This is a genomic window from Zhurongbacter thermophilus (assembly GCF_026184435.1).
Taxonomy (GTDB): Bacteria; Coprothermobacterota; Coprothermobacteria; order Coprothermobacterales; family JAADFF01; genus JAADFF01.
The window spans coordinates 116,582-134,979 of the sequence record NZ_CP046447.1; the positions used below are offsets into that span (position 1 = coordinate 116,582).

An 18,398-nucleotide genomic window follows, 5' to 3' on the forward strand; every position below is an offset into this window, starting at 1 on the left:
TATATCACCTTATTTCTTTTTCGGTATTCTGAACCCTACCCTGTGGGATATACCGTCAATAAATGAGTGAAAGACGATAGCTCCTTGAACGACAGAGATCAGACCGGTAAGGAGCTCTTCAACGCTAATGTCTACAGTTGGCATCTCTATAGTGACGCCTATAATGCCCGTTTCTTCCTTTAAGAGCGCTATCTTGGCAAAATTGATATCTCTGTTTAAGGCAAGGATGCCCAGTAGATCTTCTTTTCCGAGGTCTTCTATATTGACTTCCACACTATGGTAGATAAGCAGCATAACAGGAGAACCTTCTTCGTTTCTGACAAGTCTTACTGTGATGGGTAGTTTGCCTTCCCATGCATCTGTTGTAAAGTAGAGGGTCCATTTATCACCTTCTTCTTTTTCTATATCGAACTTCATGTCTTCGCGAATAGTTTCCAAAAAAGCTTCTATAATTTTGTCGGAGATAATCATATGCACCCCTCCTTTTTATCTTCTTCCATAAGTTTAGCACCTTGCACTATGTCGTTGTAAAATAAATACTAGACACCCTTCAAAACCACGGGGGTATATGAATTTTTGAGAGGAGGGAGCCATGCTATGAAGAATACATACTCCAAGAGAGCGAGTTTAAAGATGCAAATGTTGATCTTTGGACTCGTTCTTGTGATTGTTCTGCCGGGTATTATTGGTTGGATTGTTCTCGGTGGTTTTAAGAGCTTTGCTATGGATTCTATGGACCATCAGGTGTACTCTTTGGAGAGAACATTAGGTGGAGATATGACAAACTGGTTTAAGTCGTCAGGAGAGGGACCTCTTAACAATGCAGCTGAGCGGATGTCTGCTTTGGGACTAACCAACCCAATGGAGGCTAAAAAGCTCATTATGAAGGCTGCCGAAAATTACGGTGTGGAGGATCTAACAAAGTGGCAGAACGTTATTGCATCTGAGGAGTATCTCAATAAAGCTCGTACGCTTGCCGACAAGGCATGCGATGACGGATTTTTTACCAAAGATGAATGTTCTATTGTGAAAAAATATATCAGGGGATATTCCTCTATGAATATTGCATGGTCTACGGTGAAGGGAGATGTTTTATGGCTCTATGCCGGTTTCCAAGATGGATATATGCTTGATGGTTCTTTTTGGGTTCCCGATAAATCTCCTGAAGAGGGTGGATATGATCCCCGTTTGAGACCATGGTATAAACTTGCTATGGATCACCCCGGAAAAATTGTTTATACGGCTCCTTATATTGATGCCAATACAGGCGACATTATTGTGACATTGGCTAAAACCTTCGATGTCAATGGCCAGATTGCCGGTGTAGTGGGTATTGACTTTAGACTGTCTACCTTGGTTAAGATGGTTCAGAATGCCGTTATTAAGCATGGTGATACTCCTATTGCCCTCCCTGTTGTGTTTGCCCCCAACTCTATTATTGTCGCCCATCCCGATCCAGATATGACAGGTGTAGCCCTTGACCCAGAAAAATATAAACTTCTTGAAGATGAAGGTTATAAGAAAATCTATGAAGATAAGATAAAGAAAACAGGCTTAACTCAAGAGCAGATAGAGAACCTCAAGGGACTGTGGGAGAAGATTTCATCTGCTAAGGATGGAGATTGGATAGAGGGTCAGGACAGGATAGGTCATTTCCGTATGAGAATAGAGCATCTCGGTAATGGTTGGATTTTGGGCTATAAGGTATATGATGAGTACTATGCGGCATATACCGCTGCGAAGAATAAGAGTATCATTGCCATTGTTGTTTTAGCTGTATTGGCGGGTATTGTCATTTACTACTTCATCAATAGAATTCTCGGTAAGCTTGATGCCATTGCCATTGCCGCTATGAAGGTATCTGAGGGTGATCTCACTATCGAGATACCAGAATATCCATACAAGACAGAGATAGGATTTCTTGTCGAGGCCCTTCGAAACCTTGCCCATACACTAAAGGATTTTGTTATCAGGGTTCTCAAAGCTACAGGTTCTTTGAGAGAATCGGCAAGTGAGCTGTCTAAATCTGCAGAGTATATGAACGATAGCATAGCGCAACTGACCGATGCTGTAGCTCAGCTTGCAGAGGCTGCAACCCAGCAAGCCAATGAGGCAACCAATGCAGCGGAAAGTGCTTCTCAGATTATGGAAAGTGTAGAGCAAATGGCAGAGAATGCCCGTACATCCCAGACAGTTGTTGAAAACACTATCAATGCCCTTGCCAATAATGCAGAGAATGTTGTGCAGATAGCCACAGAGTTAAGAGGTCAGGTTGATAGTCTTGGTGAGCTGGTGGCATCTGTTGAAGAGCTTAACAATATGGCAGAGAATATATCCTCCATCGTAGATACCGTTACAGAGATAGCTGAACAGACTAACCTACTTGCTCTTAATGCGGCCATAGAGGCAGCAAGAGCCGGTGAGGCAGGAAGAGGGTTTGCCGTTGTTGCCGATGAGATTAGAAAACTGGCAGAGAGATCTGAGGAGAGTGCTTCCGATATTAGAAATATTCTTAGAGGTCTGCTTAACAAGATAGAGGATGTTGTGAAGAGCATTGAAGAGAAGTTCAAGATGCTTGAGGAAGAGGGCCAGAGGCTGATGCAGGTTGCCGATGAGACGGCTAAACTTGGTGAGGACACACAGGAAATCGTCGTGCGCATCAACGATATCATACAGGGTGTTGAGGGTATTAGAAATCAGGTGAGCGTTATATCCAGTGCTATAGAGCAAATTGCCGCAGTAGCCGAAGAGAATAGTGCTACAGCAGAAGAAATATCTGCCTCTACCCAGAGCATGGAAGAGGTTACCAGACAGCTACAGCAGGCAGTTGAGAAGATTGAAAATGAAGCACGTACCTTCTCTGATATAGTTAGCAAGTTTAAAGTATAAATGGTATAGTCATCTGGTAGTATAGAGGGGGAGGGTAACCTCCCCCTTTTTCAGAGGTGATAGATATGATAACGCAGAAAACACGACTTATTGGGGGACTTGCGACGACATACTTTTCGGCACGCGGTTTTGATGTCCATGTGGATGTTAATGTGTTCTTTGACTATGTCAAAAGTCTTATAAAGAAGACCTCCCTTATAGATAATATGTTTAAGGGAATTGTTCAAGATAGACTTTACATCTTGTCGGATTTTCTTGTCTCATGTGCTGATTTTCCCGATGTGGGGAGATGTGAAAGACGGCGAGATAGACTGTATGAAAAGGTTTGGATGGAGATAGATTTCTATCTTAGACCATATCTTAAAAAGGAGTTTGGAGTTATTCCAGAGGTTGTTATAGATAAGCTATCCGATCTTGACAATATATTAGAAACTGCTATCAGCATGTACCTTGCTAGAGGTAAAGATAGTCCTACAGATGCTTTATTTGATGCTTTGAAAAAACTCGGGTATCGGGTATCTGATTCTGACAATGTACTTGATGCATTGTATAGCATTGTATATGACTGGTTTGGTAGAAAAGAACAGTACATGAGAGCATTTGTGTATTTACTCTTGGTGGTAAACTATGCTATGGCATTTGTACTTGTGTATCTGGAGGAGAACAAGTCATGAGTGAAGAAAAAAAAGAGGAAAAACAATGTGCTAAGTGGGAACCATATATGGAAATGGGGCATCCTGAGATAGATGCACAGCACAAAACCCTGATTAATGAGATCAATAAATTATGTAAAGAGCTTGGAAATAAGGAACCTGATGCTGAAAAGATAAAGGCCCATATCAAATTTTTATTGGGATACGCAGCAAAGCATTTTGCCACTGAGGAAAAAGTTATGCAAGAAATTGGGTATCCTGGATATCTTAACCACTATAATATGCATCGATGGTTTGAAAAACAGGTGAGAAACCTTGTCAATGACTATGTAAAGTTTGGGCCTACTCACACCATGGTTGTTAGAATTCATCATCTGCTTGTTGATTGGCTTGTGAGTCATATATGCGGTACAGATGGCGACCTTCGTACTTACTATAAGGCCTATATGAAAAGCACAATGGACTCGATGGCAGGAGAGGATACCTCTTCTGAAGTTTGAATTCTAACAAATATTTCATCTCTGTGTTTATATTTGCTTATATCTTCCCAAGGTGATACAATACCCCTATATGTTTGTTGGAGGTGTATAGTGTGAAAAAGTTTTTTGTTATGCTGCTTGCTGTAGCAGTGCTTTTTTCTTTTGCCGCATGTGGCGAAAGTGCTTCTACAGGCTCGCAGACAGGAACAGCCACTCAGACCAGTAGTCAGTCTATGACGGCTACATCGAGCAATGAGGTGGCTCAGAACGAAACGGCTACAGGTAGCCAGACAGGAAAGGAGAACGGTAAAGTGGTAGAAAAAGGTGATACGGTTAGCGTATTTTACACGGGTAAATTTGAGAATGGAGAGGTATTTGATTCTAATGTAGGAAAAGAGCCCTTTACATTTACAGTAGGGGCTGGACAGGTTATTCCAGGCTTTGATAAAGCAGTTCTCGGTATGAAATTGGGAGAAGAGAAAACTGTTACCATTACCCCTGAAGAGGGATATGGAGAGAGAGACGAAAGATATGTTTTCCAGTATCCTCTAGATAAGTTTCCTGAGGATATTAAGAAAAACCTTAAGGTTGGAGAGACACTCTACATGAATACCGAGCAGGGTCCCATTCCTGTAAAGGTTATTGCTATTGAAGGTGCTACTGTTACCATAGATGCTAACCATCCGCTGGCCGGTAAGACATTGGTGTTTGACATTAAGGTTGTAGACATCAAAAAGCCCGGTAACTAATCTTATCGTTGGTATTCTGTGTGTAAAGGAGGGGGAAGCCCCTCCTTTTTCATTTTTGTTATTTTGATAGATAAATAACCTGACCATCGGTCATGATACTTTATTAACTTATTATGTAGTAATATATAGCCTAAACTCCCATCGTGCTGTTAAAATGATTAGTGTACATTGATATGGGTGGGAGGGGTGATTTATGAAGAAGATTTTTATTGCAATGGTGTTGATCCTGTTTGCCGTAATTCTTATGGTAGCTATATATATGCCGCAGAGTGGAAAGGTTCTTCCATATACCTATGTGGAATTTGGTAAAGATCTTGTCATGCATGACCTATCCACGGGAATGACGGCATCTATTACTCCTCCCGGATATCTCATGGGTATAGCTCCCCATGCACTGGTATTTGCCAAGCCTATAAATGGTGAAAAGCAAATGCAGCTGATATACCTATATGGTGCCACGGCATCAAGGACGATAGGCACATATGACATGCCAACACTGGTCGGTGTGCAGGGAGATAATTTTTCTGTAGTGATATATGGAAAAACTGTTTCCGATATGAAGGTATGTGCCATTGGTATAGATGGTCAGAAAAAGTGTGTACCAATGCCCGCTGATGCCGCCTCTGATTTGCAAACATTGGGACCTGCAAACATAAAAGTTTGGTATGATGGCACATATTTTTACTATCTTGGTAGATTGGTCTTAAGGTTCGGTAGTGGACAGCCCAAGCAGATAGAGGAGAATGCCGACCTCATGTATGCGTATGTTTTGCCTCTGAACGGGCATAGGTTTATTCTTGGTGGAAAGACTGTGTCTCTATATGACAAAGATGGCTTTGTAAAGTCTGCTACGGTGAAGCTATCACCGAGATGGATATCACCGCGTATGGTGTTATGTAAAGATGCTTTTGCTGTTCCAGCTGGAAGCAAGGGGTATAAAATAGCGATCCCAAGTATGGAAGTACTGAAAAGTCTCAGTGGAATACCGGTGGGTTGTATAGGTGATAAGGTGATTCTATTTAAAGGAACGTATCCTATAAAAGGGGAAATAGTTTCTGAAGATGGACATGTGTATCTAAAGGATGTGTCGTTTGGAGCCCTTATAGGAGGGATTAGACCTTGAAGAGACTGTTTGATTACCTGAAATCTCAGTGGAAGAAAATTCTCATAGCCTTTATAGCGCTCATACTGGTTGATATTATGCAGATTTTGTATCCTCAGTATGTGAGAAAGGCTATTAACCTTATAAAGTCTCTCAGTACAGATACAGATAAGTCTTATTGGATAAGCGTTTTATGGCATTATGCATTTATCATGATAGCCCTTTATTTGGCTGTTGCCATATTTAGGCTCGTGTATCGTTGGTTTCTTAGAACAGTGGCAGTGAGTTACGATCATCAGCTCCGTATGGCTATTATGGATAAGTATCTTTCTTTTAGTGAAAGAGACCTTCAAAAGTTTGATATTGGTGACCTCATGTCCCGTCTTATTAGGGACACACGAAGTGTCAGAAGATTTATCATGATGGGAACCATTATCCTTGTTGACCTTGTTGTTTTGGGAGGAATGACGATTGTTACGATGGTATCTATGAGTCCGTATCTGACACTTGTCAGTGTGCCCCCGATGATTATTCTTACCCTATTTGTTCTCTGGGCTGGCTCTTATATGCAGAAGAAGTTTAAGGTTATGCTGGAACTCTTTGGTGAGATGACAGAGAGGGTCAGAGAGACGGCTGTGGGTATCAAGGTTATCAAGACCTTTGTTAGAGAAGATTTCTTTATGAAACTCTTTGAGCAGATTAACGATAGATATATAGGTACTGGTGTCAAGTTGTTTACACTCCAGTCCTCATTTTGGCCCCTTTCCAGTGTTGTTGTGGGTCTGTCCCTTGTTATCGTACTGTGGGTTGGTGGGGATATGGTTATGAGTGGCAAGATGGATATTGGTACGCTGGTGTCATTTATGATGTATATCAATATGATTGCTTGGCCTATGCTTAGTGTGGGTATGTTTATTACCGTTTACAGCATGTCAAAGTCTGCCATTCAACGTATAGACGAAGTGCTGACATATGAGCCTGAAGTAAAAGATACAGGAACTCGGGAGATTGAAGGGGTTTCTAATATAACAGTTAAGGATATCAAAGACGATATTGTATTAAAGGGCGTGTCTTTTAGTGTGTCCAAAGGGCAAGTACTTGGTATTACAGGTCCTCCTGGCAGTGGTAAAACGGTGCTTATGAAGTATTTGCCAAGACTGTGGCAACCGGGTGATGATATGGTATTTGTCAATGATATAGATGTCAACGATATCAGGCTGGCGTCTCTGAGAAGACACTTTTCTTATGTGCCTCAAGACCCCATACTCTTTGCCGGTACTGTAAGAGATAATATTGCCTTTGCAAAACCTGATGCAACAGAAGAAGAGATTATATGGGCAGCAAAGATGGCATGTGTCTGGGACGATATACAGGCACTTCCTAAAGGACTGGATACCGTTGTTGGTGAAAGGGGGATAACCCTTTCTGGAGGTCAAAGGCAGAGGGTATCTATTGCCCGTGCTTTTCTGGCTGGTAAAGATATTCTCATACTGGACGATCCCCTCTCTGCAGTAGATACCCATACAGAGAGATGTATTATCAAGAATCTCAAAGAGTATGTTGCACAGCACAGTCCTCTTACCATTATCGTTTCCCATCGTATACCTGCTATACACTGGGCAGATTATGTGCTTGTGCTTGAGGGTGGAAAGGTTCTTGAAGAGGGAACTCCTGAAGAGCTTGCAGAGAGAGATGGTCTGTATAGCCGACTGTATCGCTATCAGATGGGTGGTGATGTAGAGTGAAACTGCTCTGGAAATATGTAAAGCGATATTGGATATGGGCCGTACTCGGTGTTATAGGTATGTTTCTTCAGATATTCTTTAAGCTTATTAATCCTTACCTTATACGTATTCTTATAGACCAGTATATTTTAAAAAACGACTTTGTTGGCGCCACCCGCATGATGTATCTCATTTTAGGATTTACATTGGGTGTTGGTATACCTTTGATTTTCTCTTCGTGGGCTATTAATGTGCTGACATTTAAGGTGATGAAGGATATTCGTATGGATATGTTCAGACATATGATGCGGCAGGGGCTTTACTTCTTCTCTAAGACACCGACAGGTGTTATTGTTACCCGTATTACCAATGATGTGGCCTCTGTGGGTGATGTGCTTGCGGGTAGTATTCCCGCTATCGTGTCAGATGTTTTTATCATTACAGGTGTTTGGGTGTTTCTGTTTCTTGTCAATACAAAATTGGCACTTATTGAGCTTGTGTTTGCCCCCATTATTGCCATTCTTGCCATAGGATTTGGTCGATGGCTCAGGGATTTATACTCTCATATTAGAGATGTCAGGGCAACCCTGAATATTAAATCTCAGGAGATACTGTCTGCTATTCCTATTATTCAGGTGTTTGTGCAGGTGCCACGTATAAAAAAAGATTATGAGAAGACATCACTTGAGTATAGAAATAGCCTATTTAAGGCATTCTTTATAACGGATATCTTCAATGCCCTTTCGGGGCCTGTTCTTAAGACATCGATGCAGGCAACAGCTATTGTTGCCGGTGGCTATCTGATACTACGGGGTTCCTCTACCATTGGTGATGTTGTGGCATTTCTTACATACATCAACTATCTCATAGAACCTATTAGAGATATAGCAGATAAGTACACAATGATACAAGATGCCACATCGGCAATCATGAAGATACAGCGCTTTATGAATGAAAATTGGTATATACCCGATGCCGAAAATCCACATACTGGTAGGCCAGAGGGCTATATTAGATACGATAATGTTCATTTTGCATATCCCGGCACCAAGAAAGAGGTTATCAGAGGGGTGTCATTTGAAGCTCTTAAAGGTAAAAAGATTGCTCTTGTTGGTTTTACGGGTTCTGGTAAGTCTACCCTTTTGAATTTAGCCTTGAGGTTTTACGATGTGAATAAGGGTGCCATATATGTTGATGACATAGATATCAGGCAGTGGAAAAAAGATGACCTCAGAAGTGGTGCCGCTGTGGTGTTGCAAGAGCCTTTCCTGTTTAAGGGAACTATTAGGGACAATATTACTCTGGGTAGAGATATCCCCCTTGAGAGGGTTATAGATGCTGCCAAGAGAGTTCATGCCCACGATTTTATCAAAGATCTACCCAATGGATATGATACGATGGTTCTCTCCGGTGGTGCAAACCTCTCTGTAGGGCAAAGACAGCTGATATCTCTTGCCCGTGCTTTGGTGCATCATCCGTCTATTCTTATTCTTGATGAGGCAACGGCATCCATTGATAGTGAAACAGAGAGACTTATACAGGAAGGCCTTGAAGAGGTTATGAAAGGACGTACAACACTTATGGTTGCCCATAGGCTTTCTACTATTCGTGAGGCTGACAAGATATTGGTGCTTGACAGTGGAAGGGTGGTAGAAGAGGGTACCCATGAGGAACTTCTGAAAAAAAGAGGACTATATTATGAACTGTATATGCTTCAGTGGGCTTCTGGTCAGTAGTTTTTGGTAGAATAAAGTATAAATAAATGTCTTAATAGGTGGTGATGTGCCTTGAATAAGTGGGTGTATGTTGGGTTATCCTCTATTCTTTCATTTTTTGCCGGTATCGGAATTGTGTTTTTACTTGCCATGGGAAGGGCTGCTGCTAAGGCACCTGCTGTAAGGGCACTGTACAATAACGGCTTTATACTGGGAGTATTGCTTTTTCTTATCATGTTTGCTTTAGGTTTTCTCTTGAAAGAGGGTGAAAGTAAATCCGACTCTGAAGAGGAGATTTCCTTCAAAGATCTTGTAATGGAGTTGAGGGAGACCATTCGCAAGGCTTCTCATAGCCACGATGTTAGACATACTTTTACCGACTATCTTAAGAGTATGTGGGTAGATGAGTCTAGTAAGCTCATGGTTGAAAGGGCCCTAAAAGAAGTTCTTGATGAGTTTCATGATGAGGCGTGGTTATTTGCACTATATGCAGAGTTACTGATGAGTGATGGTAGATGGGCCGATGCCGAGGTGATGATAAAGAGGGCATGGGCTGCCGCTCCAACTGATGAATATGTGAGGCAGGTTGTCAGAGAGTGGATAGATGCCCGTAGTGAAAAAGATCCCTTTAGGGTATCCGAGATGGTGAGGAAACTTAGAGAAGTATACCCTGAGGGGTGGCTCTATCTTCTTGAGGCAGAACATATGATGCGAATAGGTCGCACAGGTAATATTGAAGAAGTTCTTGTAGAGGCATATAAGCTTAGCGATGATGATATGGCACTATTGGAAATTATATCCGCCTATCTGGGCTATCTTGCCTCTGAGGGAAGGGAACCACAGATGTTTGCATTCTTTGAAAAACTGAGAAATGCTGCAGATAAACCTCTCATATATGCTATAGAAGCTAAATTATCGGTGCTTGCCCGCGATTATGAGCGTGCTGTAGATGCTGTAAGGAAACTTAAAGAGAGTGGAGTATCTCCCGAGATAGTTGATGCTGTCATTGCAGATATTATGAATGGTGCGCGCAGTGATGGAAGGGAGGATATCTTAGAAAAGTTATTTGAGTAGTTATGGATGTAAATATATGGTCTATAGAAGGAGCCAAGTGGCATATACACGGAAAAGATAAATACCTTGTCTTGGAGAACTATCCTCTTCATAGAGGGGTGAAACATCTACCAGACCCATTCCTTCCTGTTGTTGATGTGTATGGTAAGGAGGTATTAATAGATTTTTTTGCCGGACATCTGCTTCCCTTTCATTATCTCAGAGTTTGGGGGGAAAGGGCTAGAGAGTCATTTATCAGTAGACTAAGTCAAGCTCTGGAGTATGATATAGCACGTGTAGAAGGTTATACCTTAAAAAATATTGTGTTTTCTGAAGGCAAGGTATATATTTTACCTCCTCAGCAGAAAGGATATACCCTTGAGAAGGTTATAAATGACCTTCGGCATTATCTTAATACATATGGTGTTAACGCTCCTGGGGGTGCTATAGATATTCAACCGATTGACCCGGGTATTATCATACGCAGGGGAATATACCATCTCGAGAAACCTTTCTCTATGAACCATATTGTGGGACTTATGCGAAGACTTGTGATATGGGGTTATTATCCTATTTTGTCTATATCCCCTTCGGAGTTTATGGAAGGGTCACGTTTTATGCGGAGCTTGGCCTTTTATATGCCTTGGGCCGGAAAAACGAGTATCTATGATATGGTTCCTGCCATATCCCTTGTTATGGGGGAAGGGGTACGTATTAATATTGGTATGAGTGGTATTGTCGAGAGGGTGCTTAATGCTACTCATGCGGAAAAGGTGGCATTTATAACTATTGGCATGCCTAAGGTTAAGGAGTTGTATAGTCTTGTAGAGAAAAGGGATATTATTATCTATACCGATGAGGATGCCGATGTGTCTATATCTCTTTCTGATAGCTGGCAGGAAGCATCTTCTTTAGATCGCATACTTGCATGTCAGCTCTATGCTGTCAGATCTCATGATGATAACCAAGTTGTATGGGAAGACTCCAGACTTCTTGCCGATATTCCCTGTGTGAAATCGACAGTATCAGAGGATGTGTATGAAGATCTTGATGCAGATGCACTCTTTACATTGTGGCAACAAACTCGGGATAGAAAAGCCCTTGTTAAAGCTATATGGAAAGATAGACATGAATATAAGCTTGTTTCCCATCAGATGTACGATGCCCTTGCGAGTAGTGGGCTTATTAACAGAAAGGGATTTTATTCTTACCTTGTGCATGGAACCTTGAAGAAGGGTATAGCTGATATGTTTGCCTTTATCCCACGAATAGAAAATGAAGATGGATTAGGTTATATTTATTCTCTTATAGGTCAGCTTTATCTGGGTGATATACCGGAAAAGGAAGAAGTTTTAAGGCTTTTAAGGCGTTTGAAAGAGTTTCCTCCCGGTCGTCTTTTGTGGTTTATATTCTTTCTGGCAAACTATATATCCCGAACAGGGTGGGAAGAAAATTACGAAGAAATCCACCATCCTCTTATGGATTTTATGTATATGGATCCCTATGAAGGAATGGATAAATGGCTCTTTCTTACTGCTAAGAATGCCTTTGCGATCACATATATGCATAGTGGTAATCTTAATGAAGCCTATAGTATTATCAGCTCTATAGTACCGCAAGCTCGTAAATATAGATACTTTGATCTTTTATTTAAGGTATACAACAATCTTGCTATTCTGTCTAGTGAAGTGTCTCCAAGACTGGCATCTAAATATCTCTTGTTTTCCACTATGTACGCCTTGGTATCAGGTGGAACATCGCTTGGGGGTGTTTTTTCTTCTCTCCTGACAGAGGAAGTTCAAAGAGCCCCTCTCAGTGTGCTGAGACGTATATATGAAGTTGGTTGGTCTATTCCCCTTGATGATATGCAAGAGTTTGTTCTTCTTGCCACTTGGATATGGGTGCTTGTCAGTAGGGGGCATATTAAAGAGGCTGAAAAATATATGAGGGTACTTGAACGTAAGTATCAGTTCCCTACTGGTGATATTGTTAGGGATGTTGAATACTACTATTTAAAATTGTCGTATTTCTTGCTGAGGGGCAATGTGGGAAAGGCCAAAGATATGGCAGAGAATCTTCTGAGATTATTGGAAAGCATGCCTATAACCTATTATAGGCCTGATATATACAAGAGGCTGGCTGTCTTTTTCTTTATAGATAGTGATTATAGAAATCTTGATAAGGTCGTGAATTCTGTCAAAGACAGGTATGGTGAAGAGTCGCTTTCGTATATGATGGCATATGCCCTGAAGATAGCATTAGCAGGCAACGTATATGGTGCTATCGATATATTAAAAGATGTGTACCGTAAAAATCTTCATGTGTGGAAGCTCCTTGATGCAGCAGAGGCCTCTTTTCTCATCGGAGATTTATACTGCCGACTGGATAAAGGCAAGATAGCATCGGTATATTACCGGAAGGCAGAGGTGCTTCTAACAAGACTTGGGGCTTTGAGGTTACTACGTTTTATGCTATCCCGTCATGATGTGTGCGTTAATATTGATACAACTTCAGATTTTCATAGGCGCATGGTTATGTTTTCAGGCGATGCCCGTATGCTTATGGAAGAGATGTACAGCCTTATTCTTGATCTTGAGAGTGAAAATTTTTTCCTTGATCGTATTCTTGATATGTTTTCTATGATTACCGATGTCGCCAGCCTCGATGTGCTTCTTGAGCGCATGCTTGCGGAGATACTGCATATTATGCCCGGTGAAAAAGGATATATAGCTACTGTGGGTGGAGAGCATGATGTATGGGTATCGTATTCTCTTGATGGAAGAAATCCGGCTAGACATGAGTTTGCATTTGCCCCAGAAGATGTTGTTAGACGTGGTGGTGTATTTGCGTCATCTCCTTCTGCCATTGGAGAAGTAGAGTTTATCGGTAAGGAACACCTTGTTGTATATTTGCAGAATGATACGGGGATTCATGTGTTTAGCGATATGGATGAGTATTTTCTCATTAAGCTTATGGAAATTATTCGTGTAGCAGTACTTATGGAGAGCTTGGGTAGTGTCTCTGTTAGAGATAAACTGACAGACCTTTATGCACGCTGGTATGGTATGAAGAGGGGCAGTGAAGAATTTGAAAAGGCACGCAGGGGTATTTATCCAGTATCGGTGCTTTATATGGACCTTGACGGATTTAAAGAGATAAATGATACATATGGTCATGGCATTGGTGATAAGGTGCTTGCCCATGTGGGTTCTTTGATTAGGGAGTCTGTTAGGTATATGGATATTCCATTTAGATACGGAGGAGACGAGTTTATTGTTGTGCTTCCTGCCACATCTATCGAGGGGGCAACGGAGGTTGCCAAACGTATTGTCGATGCTATATTTAGGTTTTTTGAGAAGTATCCGTATAAGGTGTCTATATCTGTTGGCGTTTCCTCTTATCCTGAGGATGAGGCAGAAAGTTTTGAAGACCTTATGAAGGTAGCCGATGAACGCCTTTATAAGGCTAAAAAATTGGGAAAAAACCGCTACTATACGGGGAGGGAAGAAAAGTGACAAAGAGGCTGTTTTGGGAAGATATGTATATGGTGAAGGCTGAGGCCCAGATTGTAGATGTAAAAGAGATAGACGGTCGGTATCATGTACTTACCGATGCCACAATCTTTTATCCTGGTGGCGGTGGATTTCCCAAAGATAGGGGGAAGATCAACGGTAAGGAAGTGCTTGATGTATACGATGAAGGTGGGAATATATGGCATGTGCTACCGGAACCTGTAGAGGGGAAAGCTTTTATGGAGGTAGACTTTATGCACCGCTACGATTTTATGCAGCAGCATACAGCCCAACATCTGCTTTCTGCCCTTGTCCACGATATGGCCGGTGGTACGACCTTATCGATGCATCTGGGGGATGAATATAGCAGTATAGATGTAGATGTGCCTCCTCATAAGGTTGATTTGCCTTCTTTGGAGATGGAAGCCCTTATTGCTATTTCGCAGGCTAGAGAGATCAGGGTAATGTATTACAGCCGTGGAGATACACTGCCACCAACAAGAAAACCCCTTAAGTGGGACAAAATAAAGGGAGATGTGGTGCGTATTGTAGAGATAGCCGGTATAGATGTCTCTGCATGTGGAGGACTCCATGTAAGGAATATCTCCGAGCTTGCTCCACTAATTCTACTTCCCAAGATAGAGAAATATAAGGGTGGTAGCCGTATTTACTTCTATGCAGGATATAGGGCCTATTCTATGATTGATGGTTATAGAAAAGAAATAGCCCAGCTTAAGATCCGACTGGATGAGCTGATGGCAGAAAATAAAAAACTGAAAAAGCAAATGACATCTTATATGGTAACCGAGGTTTGGCAACAAGCCCAGCCAATAGAGACCAATATTGGAAAAATGATTATCATTAGGGTAGATGATCCTAATATTGTTAATACTGTTGCCAAAGCAAGACCTCGTGATTTAGATATACCCCTTCTGGTAATAGGAGAAGACAGATTTACATTTATAGGACCTGATGATATATGGAAGCAGATGCAAGCATATGTTCGTGGAGGCGGCAAAATGGGAAGCTTCTCTGGTAAAGTAATGGATAGAGAAGGACTGAAAAATCTTCTGGGGGTGAGAATATGAAGGCACTTATTTTGGCAGCGGGAAAGGGTACTCGTTTGAGACCACTGACCTATACCATGCCCAAACCTATGGTTCCTGTCATGAATAGACCTGTGTTGTTTTTTGTTATAGACCAGGCCATCGAGGGTGGTATTAAGGAGATTGGTATTGTCGTATCTCCCGACAACAAAGAAACCATTAGAGATGCTGTTATGAAAGAGTATGGTGGCGGAGATCTATCATTTGAGTTTATTGTACAGAAAGAACCTAAAGGATTAGCCCACGCTGTACGCACGGCTCAGCCATGGCTTGGTGATGACGATTTCGTTATGCTTCTTGGAGACAACCTGACAGAGATAGAGCTTTCTGAAATGATAAAAGATTTTTACAACGAAAAGGCCGATGCTCTCATACTTGTTAAAGAGGTAGATGATCCCACACGCTTTGGTGTAGTTGTTCTTGATGAAGAGGGCAATGTTAAGGACCTTGTAGAGAAACCAAAAGTTCCGCCATCTAACCTTGCCATTGTTGGTGTATACCTGTTTTCTCCTTCTATTCATGACAGTATTCTCAGAATAAAACCTTCTTGGCGAGGTGAGTATGAGATCACCGATGCCATAGCTGAGCTTGTCAAGATGGGTAAGAAGGTTAAGGTTGTTAAACTTGATGGTTGGTGGATAGATACAGGTAAGAAGGATACAGTGCTTGAGGCCAATTTTGCTGTGCTTGATGCCTATGCTGAGCAGAAGATAGAGGGCGAGGTTTCTGAAGATACCCGTATTATTGGCCGTGTCATCGTGGAGGAAGGAGCTGTGGTTCGTTCCTCCGAGCTAAGAGGGCCTGCTATCATTGGAGCTGGTACCATTGTCGAAAACTCTTCTATTGGCCCCTTTACATGTATTGGTGATGATAGTGAAATTAAAAATAGTTCTATCTCTTATAGTGTTTTCCTTGATAAAGTTAAGGTTATTGGTGTACACGGGGTTATGGATAGTTTGGTAGGAAAAAATGCCACCATATCCATGCAGGGCGCACCCAAAGTAAAGTTATTTATAGGTGATGACGCATCTGTTGAACTGTAGTACAATAGTAAAAGGTGCATAGTTGTTGTTTTATTTGGGTGAGGAGGTGGCCTGTATGTTAAAAAGGCTGTGGAGTGGTCTTCTAATTGCATCTGTCCTCGTTGGTATACTATATCTGGTGCTTGGACAAGAGTACCTGTCTTATCTAAGCGAGGACATTCGCAACAGACTGGATGACATAATAGACCTGATTGAAACAGAAGAGATGGTGAAGGGAGGTAACTGAGGGTGAGCTGGACAATTGTTAGTTTATTAATTCTCGCCTATGTTTGGTATTCCCTCTACAAAGCAATCCGCAAAGAGGGAAGGATTAAGACCGTTGTTTGGGCTGTAGTAATCATCTTAGCCGTTGGCATGATGATTCCTGCAGGTAATCTGACACAGTGGGGTAAAGGATCATGGCCCCTTATATTTGACAGACCACAGATACAAGATCAGAATAAACCTCTTTACAGTGAGGTGTTTCCTTTTAAGGAAAAACCTGCTGTTATAGTTTCTTGGAATGCTATTGCCGATGAGATTGATATGCTTGGTAATGAGGCTTATAGTTTGAAGTCTGGTTCTATTGTCGATTGGAAAACAGATGTCGATGCACAGAAATTTTTAATGGATAAATTGGGTAAAGACAAATTCTGTATCTTTGTAGATGTGTATAACCATTTTGAAAATCAAAATGTAGAGGTTAGTGGATGTCCTGTGTCCCGTATAGGTAATCTAGCTCCGGAGGAGATTGGTACTTGGATAGATAAAAATGCCGATGTTAGAGCGGCACTTCTTGATGATCTGAAGATCCTCTCTGGAGAAGTAGCCACACAGCTTGAACCAAAGGTAAAAGATGCCTCTTCTCAAATCAAGGGTATTCTTGCGGATCTGGGTAATATCAAAGTAGAAGATAATAGCTCTGTAGAAGATCTACAGAATGTTATTGCCACTATCGACAATGCTATCAGCCGTATAAATAGTGTAAAAGCAGATCTTGAGACAATGGCTGGCGGTAATTTTAAGGATCTAGAAATAGTTGTTGGTGTTGTGGACGATATTACTACGCGTCTTGATGAGGTAAAAGGTTATGTCGATAAGCTTATAACGGCTAAACAGAATATAGATATGATGGCTTCTAGTGCAGAAAAAGATAAGTATATCGAAGAGTATAACAAAAATCTGGGAGAATTAAGAAAGGTCTTTGCTTCTCTTCCTAAAGAGCTAGAGTTTGCCTTGTCTGGTATGGAAAATGTTGTAACAACCTTGAAGGAAATGGGTCCTGCAGTTGATATAATCAAGAATGCTAAGTGGTATCAGGTGAAACTCGATAACGAAGAGCTTTTTGAGAAGATGGGTGGTATTGAAGGTTATGCCCAGTTTATGAGACAGACCATTAAAAAGTATGCAGAAAAGAACGGTATACAGGGTCCCCTTGATCAGACAGAATGCATGACAGCTAAAAGTGAAATTAAGCAGTATGTTCAGTGTGAGTATACCAAGACCTATGTCGACAAGCAGCTAAAGGTTTGTCCTGCGAGTGTATTCTTTAACACGGAAGGAACTGCTGGAAATCAAGGTCAGTCATCTGGTTATAAGGAAGAGTTACTTGGCAAGATTGAGAGTAACTGTGCCGGCATAGAAGATGTTACTTCACAAGATAATAATACCAATCCTACAGAAAGCACACAGGTTTCTCAGAATACATGCACTGTTTCTGATACATGTGCATGTAATGCAGCTGAAGGTGCTGAACAGACCCAGCAGAAGAGTGAGGCTTTTAAAACCTATGTTGTTATTAACGATGGTAAGAAAGAGAAGAAGGTTCTTATTGAAAATTTTGTACCTTCTCAGAATGTATGCCGTGATGTGATGGATAGGTTTGATACCTCATTTGACAAGGTATTCAATGCCGTGTTCGATAACATGTACTGTGGTGGAGCCACTGTTAATATAGCTTCCCTCATTAATCCATACTTTGGTACAAGGTCTTATTATATTGTTTCTGAACAGGATAGAAAGCCTTTGAAGGTGCTTAATACCAGAGGTCTTATTGAGATGAATAATGCTAATAAGCCTAATCCAACTGGTGTGTTGATATTCACCATTATTCTTGCTCTGATTATTGGTGGTATGGAAATGATGCTAAGACTATTCTTGCCACCTATTATAAGTAGCACATCTCAGTATGGTGGTGCTTCATGGGTGTGGCTTATTGTTATGGGTATTATCGTCTTCTTCCTTGAGGCATTCTTTGCCTTCACCATAGGTGGCCTCTTAGTGACATGGTGGAATGTTATAGGTCTGCCACCTATTGTCATGTAATGTGATCTTTCAATGCAAGCAATGAAAGAGGGGCTGTATAGCCCCTCTTTTTTCTTATATAGATTTTCA

The 18,398-nt window shown here is 41.4% G+C and carries 14 protein-coding genes; 13 read left to right on the forward strand and 1 reads right to left on the reverse strand.

From position 1 onward, the window contains the following. Window positions 1–9: 9 nt before the first annotated feature. Complete coding sequence (locus GM182_RS00530; protein WP_449186651.1) at window positions 10–471, reverse strand: hypothetical protein; 462 nt, start codon at window positions 469–471, stop codon at window positions 10–12. 126 nt (window positions 472–597) lie between these two features. Here GM182_RS00530 and GM182_RS00535 point away from each other — a divergent pair, with 126 nt between their 5' ends. From GM182_RS00535 to GM182_RS00595, 13 genes are all read left to right on the forward strand, one after another. Continuing rightward, the gene (locus tag GM182_RS00535) at window positions 598–2,889 is read left to right on the forward strand and encodes a methyl-accepting chemotaxis protein (RefSeq protein WP_449186652.1); all 2,292 of its coding nucleotides are present in this window, start codon (window positions 598–600) and stop codon (window positions 2,887–2,889) included. Window positions 2,890–2,954: 65 nt separating this feature from the next. Beyond that, window positions 2,955–3,563, forward strand: coding sequence for a hypothetical protein (locus GM182_RS00540; RefSeq protein WP_449186653.1), 609 nt, complete (start codon window positions 2,955–2,957; stop codon window positions 3,561–3,563). Beyond that, window positions 3,560–4,042, forward strand: a complete 483-nt coding sequence (locus GM182_RS00545; RefSeq protein WP_449186654.1) for a bacteriohemerythrin — start codon at window positions 3,560–3,562, stop codon at window positions 4,040–4,042. Before GM182_RS00540 ends, GM182_RS00545 begins: the two co-directional genes overlap by 4 nt. A gap of 92 nt (window positions 4,043–4,134) precedes the next feature. Beyond that, window positions 4,135–4,770, forward strand: coding sequence for an FKBP-type peptidyl-prolyl cis-trans isomerase (locus GM182_RS00550; protein WP_449186655.1), 636 nt, complete (start codon window positions 4,135–4,137; stop codon window positions 4,768–4,770). Between the two features lie 193 nt (window positions 4,771–4,963). Continuing rightward, window positions 4,964–5,893, forward strand: coding sequence for a hypothetical protein (locus tag GM182_RS00555; RefSeq protein WP_449186656.1), 930 nt, complete (start codon window positions 4,964–4,966; stop codon window positions 5,891–5,893). Next, on the forward strand, window positions 5,890–7,617 hold the full coding sequence (locus tag GM182_RS00560) for an ABC transporter ATP-binding protein (RefSeq protein WP_449186657.1): 1,728 nt from the start codon (window positions 5,890–5,892) through the stop codon (window positions 7,615–7,617). The genes GM182_RS00555 and GM182_RS00560 overlap by 4 nt, the downstream gene beginning before the upstream one ends. After that, a complete protein-coding gene (locus GM182_RS00565; protein ID WP_449186658.1) occupies window positions 7,614–9,332 on the forward strand; it encodes an ABC transporter ATP-binding protein in 1,719 nt (572 codons plus the stop codon). The genes GM182_RS00560 and GM182_RS00565 overlap by 4 nt, the downstream gene beginning before the upstream one ends. A gap of 51 nt (window positions 9,333–9,383) precedes the next feature. Further along, window positions 9,384–10,385, forward strand: a complete 1,002-nt coding sequence (locus tag GM182_RS00570; RefSeq protein ID WP_449186659.1) for a tetratricopeptide repeat protein — start codon at window positions 9,384–9,386, stop codon at window positions 10,383–10,385. Window positions 10,386–10,387: 2 nt separating this feature from the next. Beyond that, the gene (locus GM182_RS00575; RefSeq protein WP_449186660.1) at window positions 10,388–13,879 is read left to right on the forward strand and encodes a GGDEF domain-containing protein; all 3,492 of its coding nucleotides are present in this window, start codon (window positions 10,388–10,390) and stop codon (window positions 13,877–13,879) included. After that, window positions 13,876–14,964, forward strand: a complete 1,089-nt coding sequence (locus GM182_RS00580) for a hypothetical protein (RefSeq protein ID WP_449186661.1) — start codon at window positions 13,876–13,878, stop codon at window positions 14,962–14,964. The genes GM182_RS00575 and GM182_RS00580 overlap by 4 nt, the downstream gene beginning before the upstream one ends. After that, window positions 14,961–16,025 (forward strand): glucose-1-phosphate thymidylyltransferase, encoded by a 1,065-nt coding sequence (locus GM182_RS00585; protein WP_449186662.1) that lies wholly within the window; start codon window positions 14,961–14,963, stop codon window positions 16,023–16,025. The genes GM182_RS00580 and GM182_RS00585 overlap by 4 nt, the downstream gene beginning before the upstream one ends. 55 nt (window positions 16,026–16,080) lie before the next feature. Continuing rightward, window positions 16,081–16,251, forward strand: a complete 171-nt coding sequence (locus GM182_RS00590; RefSeq protein ID WP_449186663.1) for a hypothetical protein — start codon at window positions 16,081–16,083, stop codon at window positions 16,249–16,251. Window positions 16,252–16,253: 2 nt separating this feature from the next. After that, window positions 16,254–18,329 carry a hypothetical protein gene (locus tag GM182_RS00595; protein ID WP_449186664.1) on the forward strand — a complete coding sequence of 692 codons (2,076 nt, stop codon included), beginning with the start codon at window positions 16,254–16,256 and terminating at the stop codon, window positions 18,327–18,329. Window positions 18,330–18,398 lie beyond the last annotated feature (69 nt).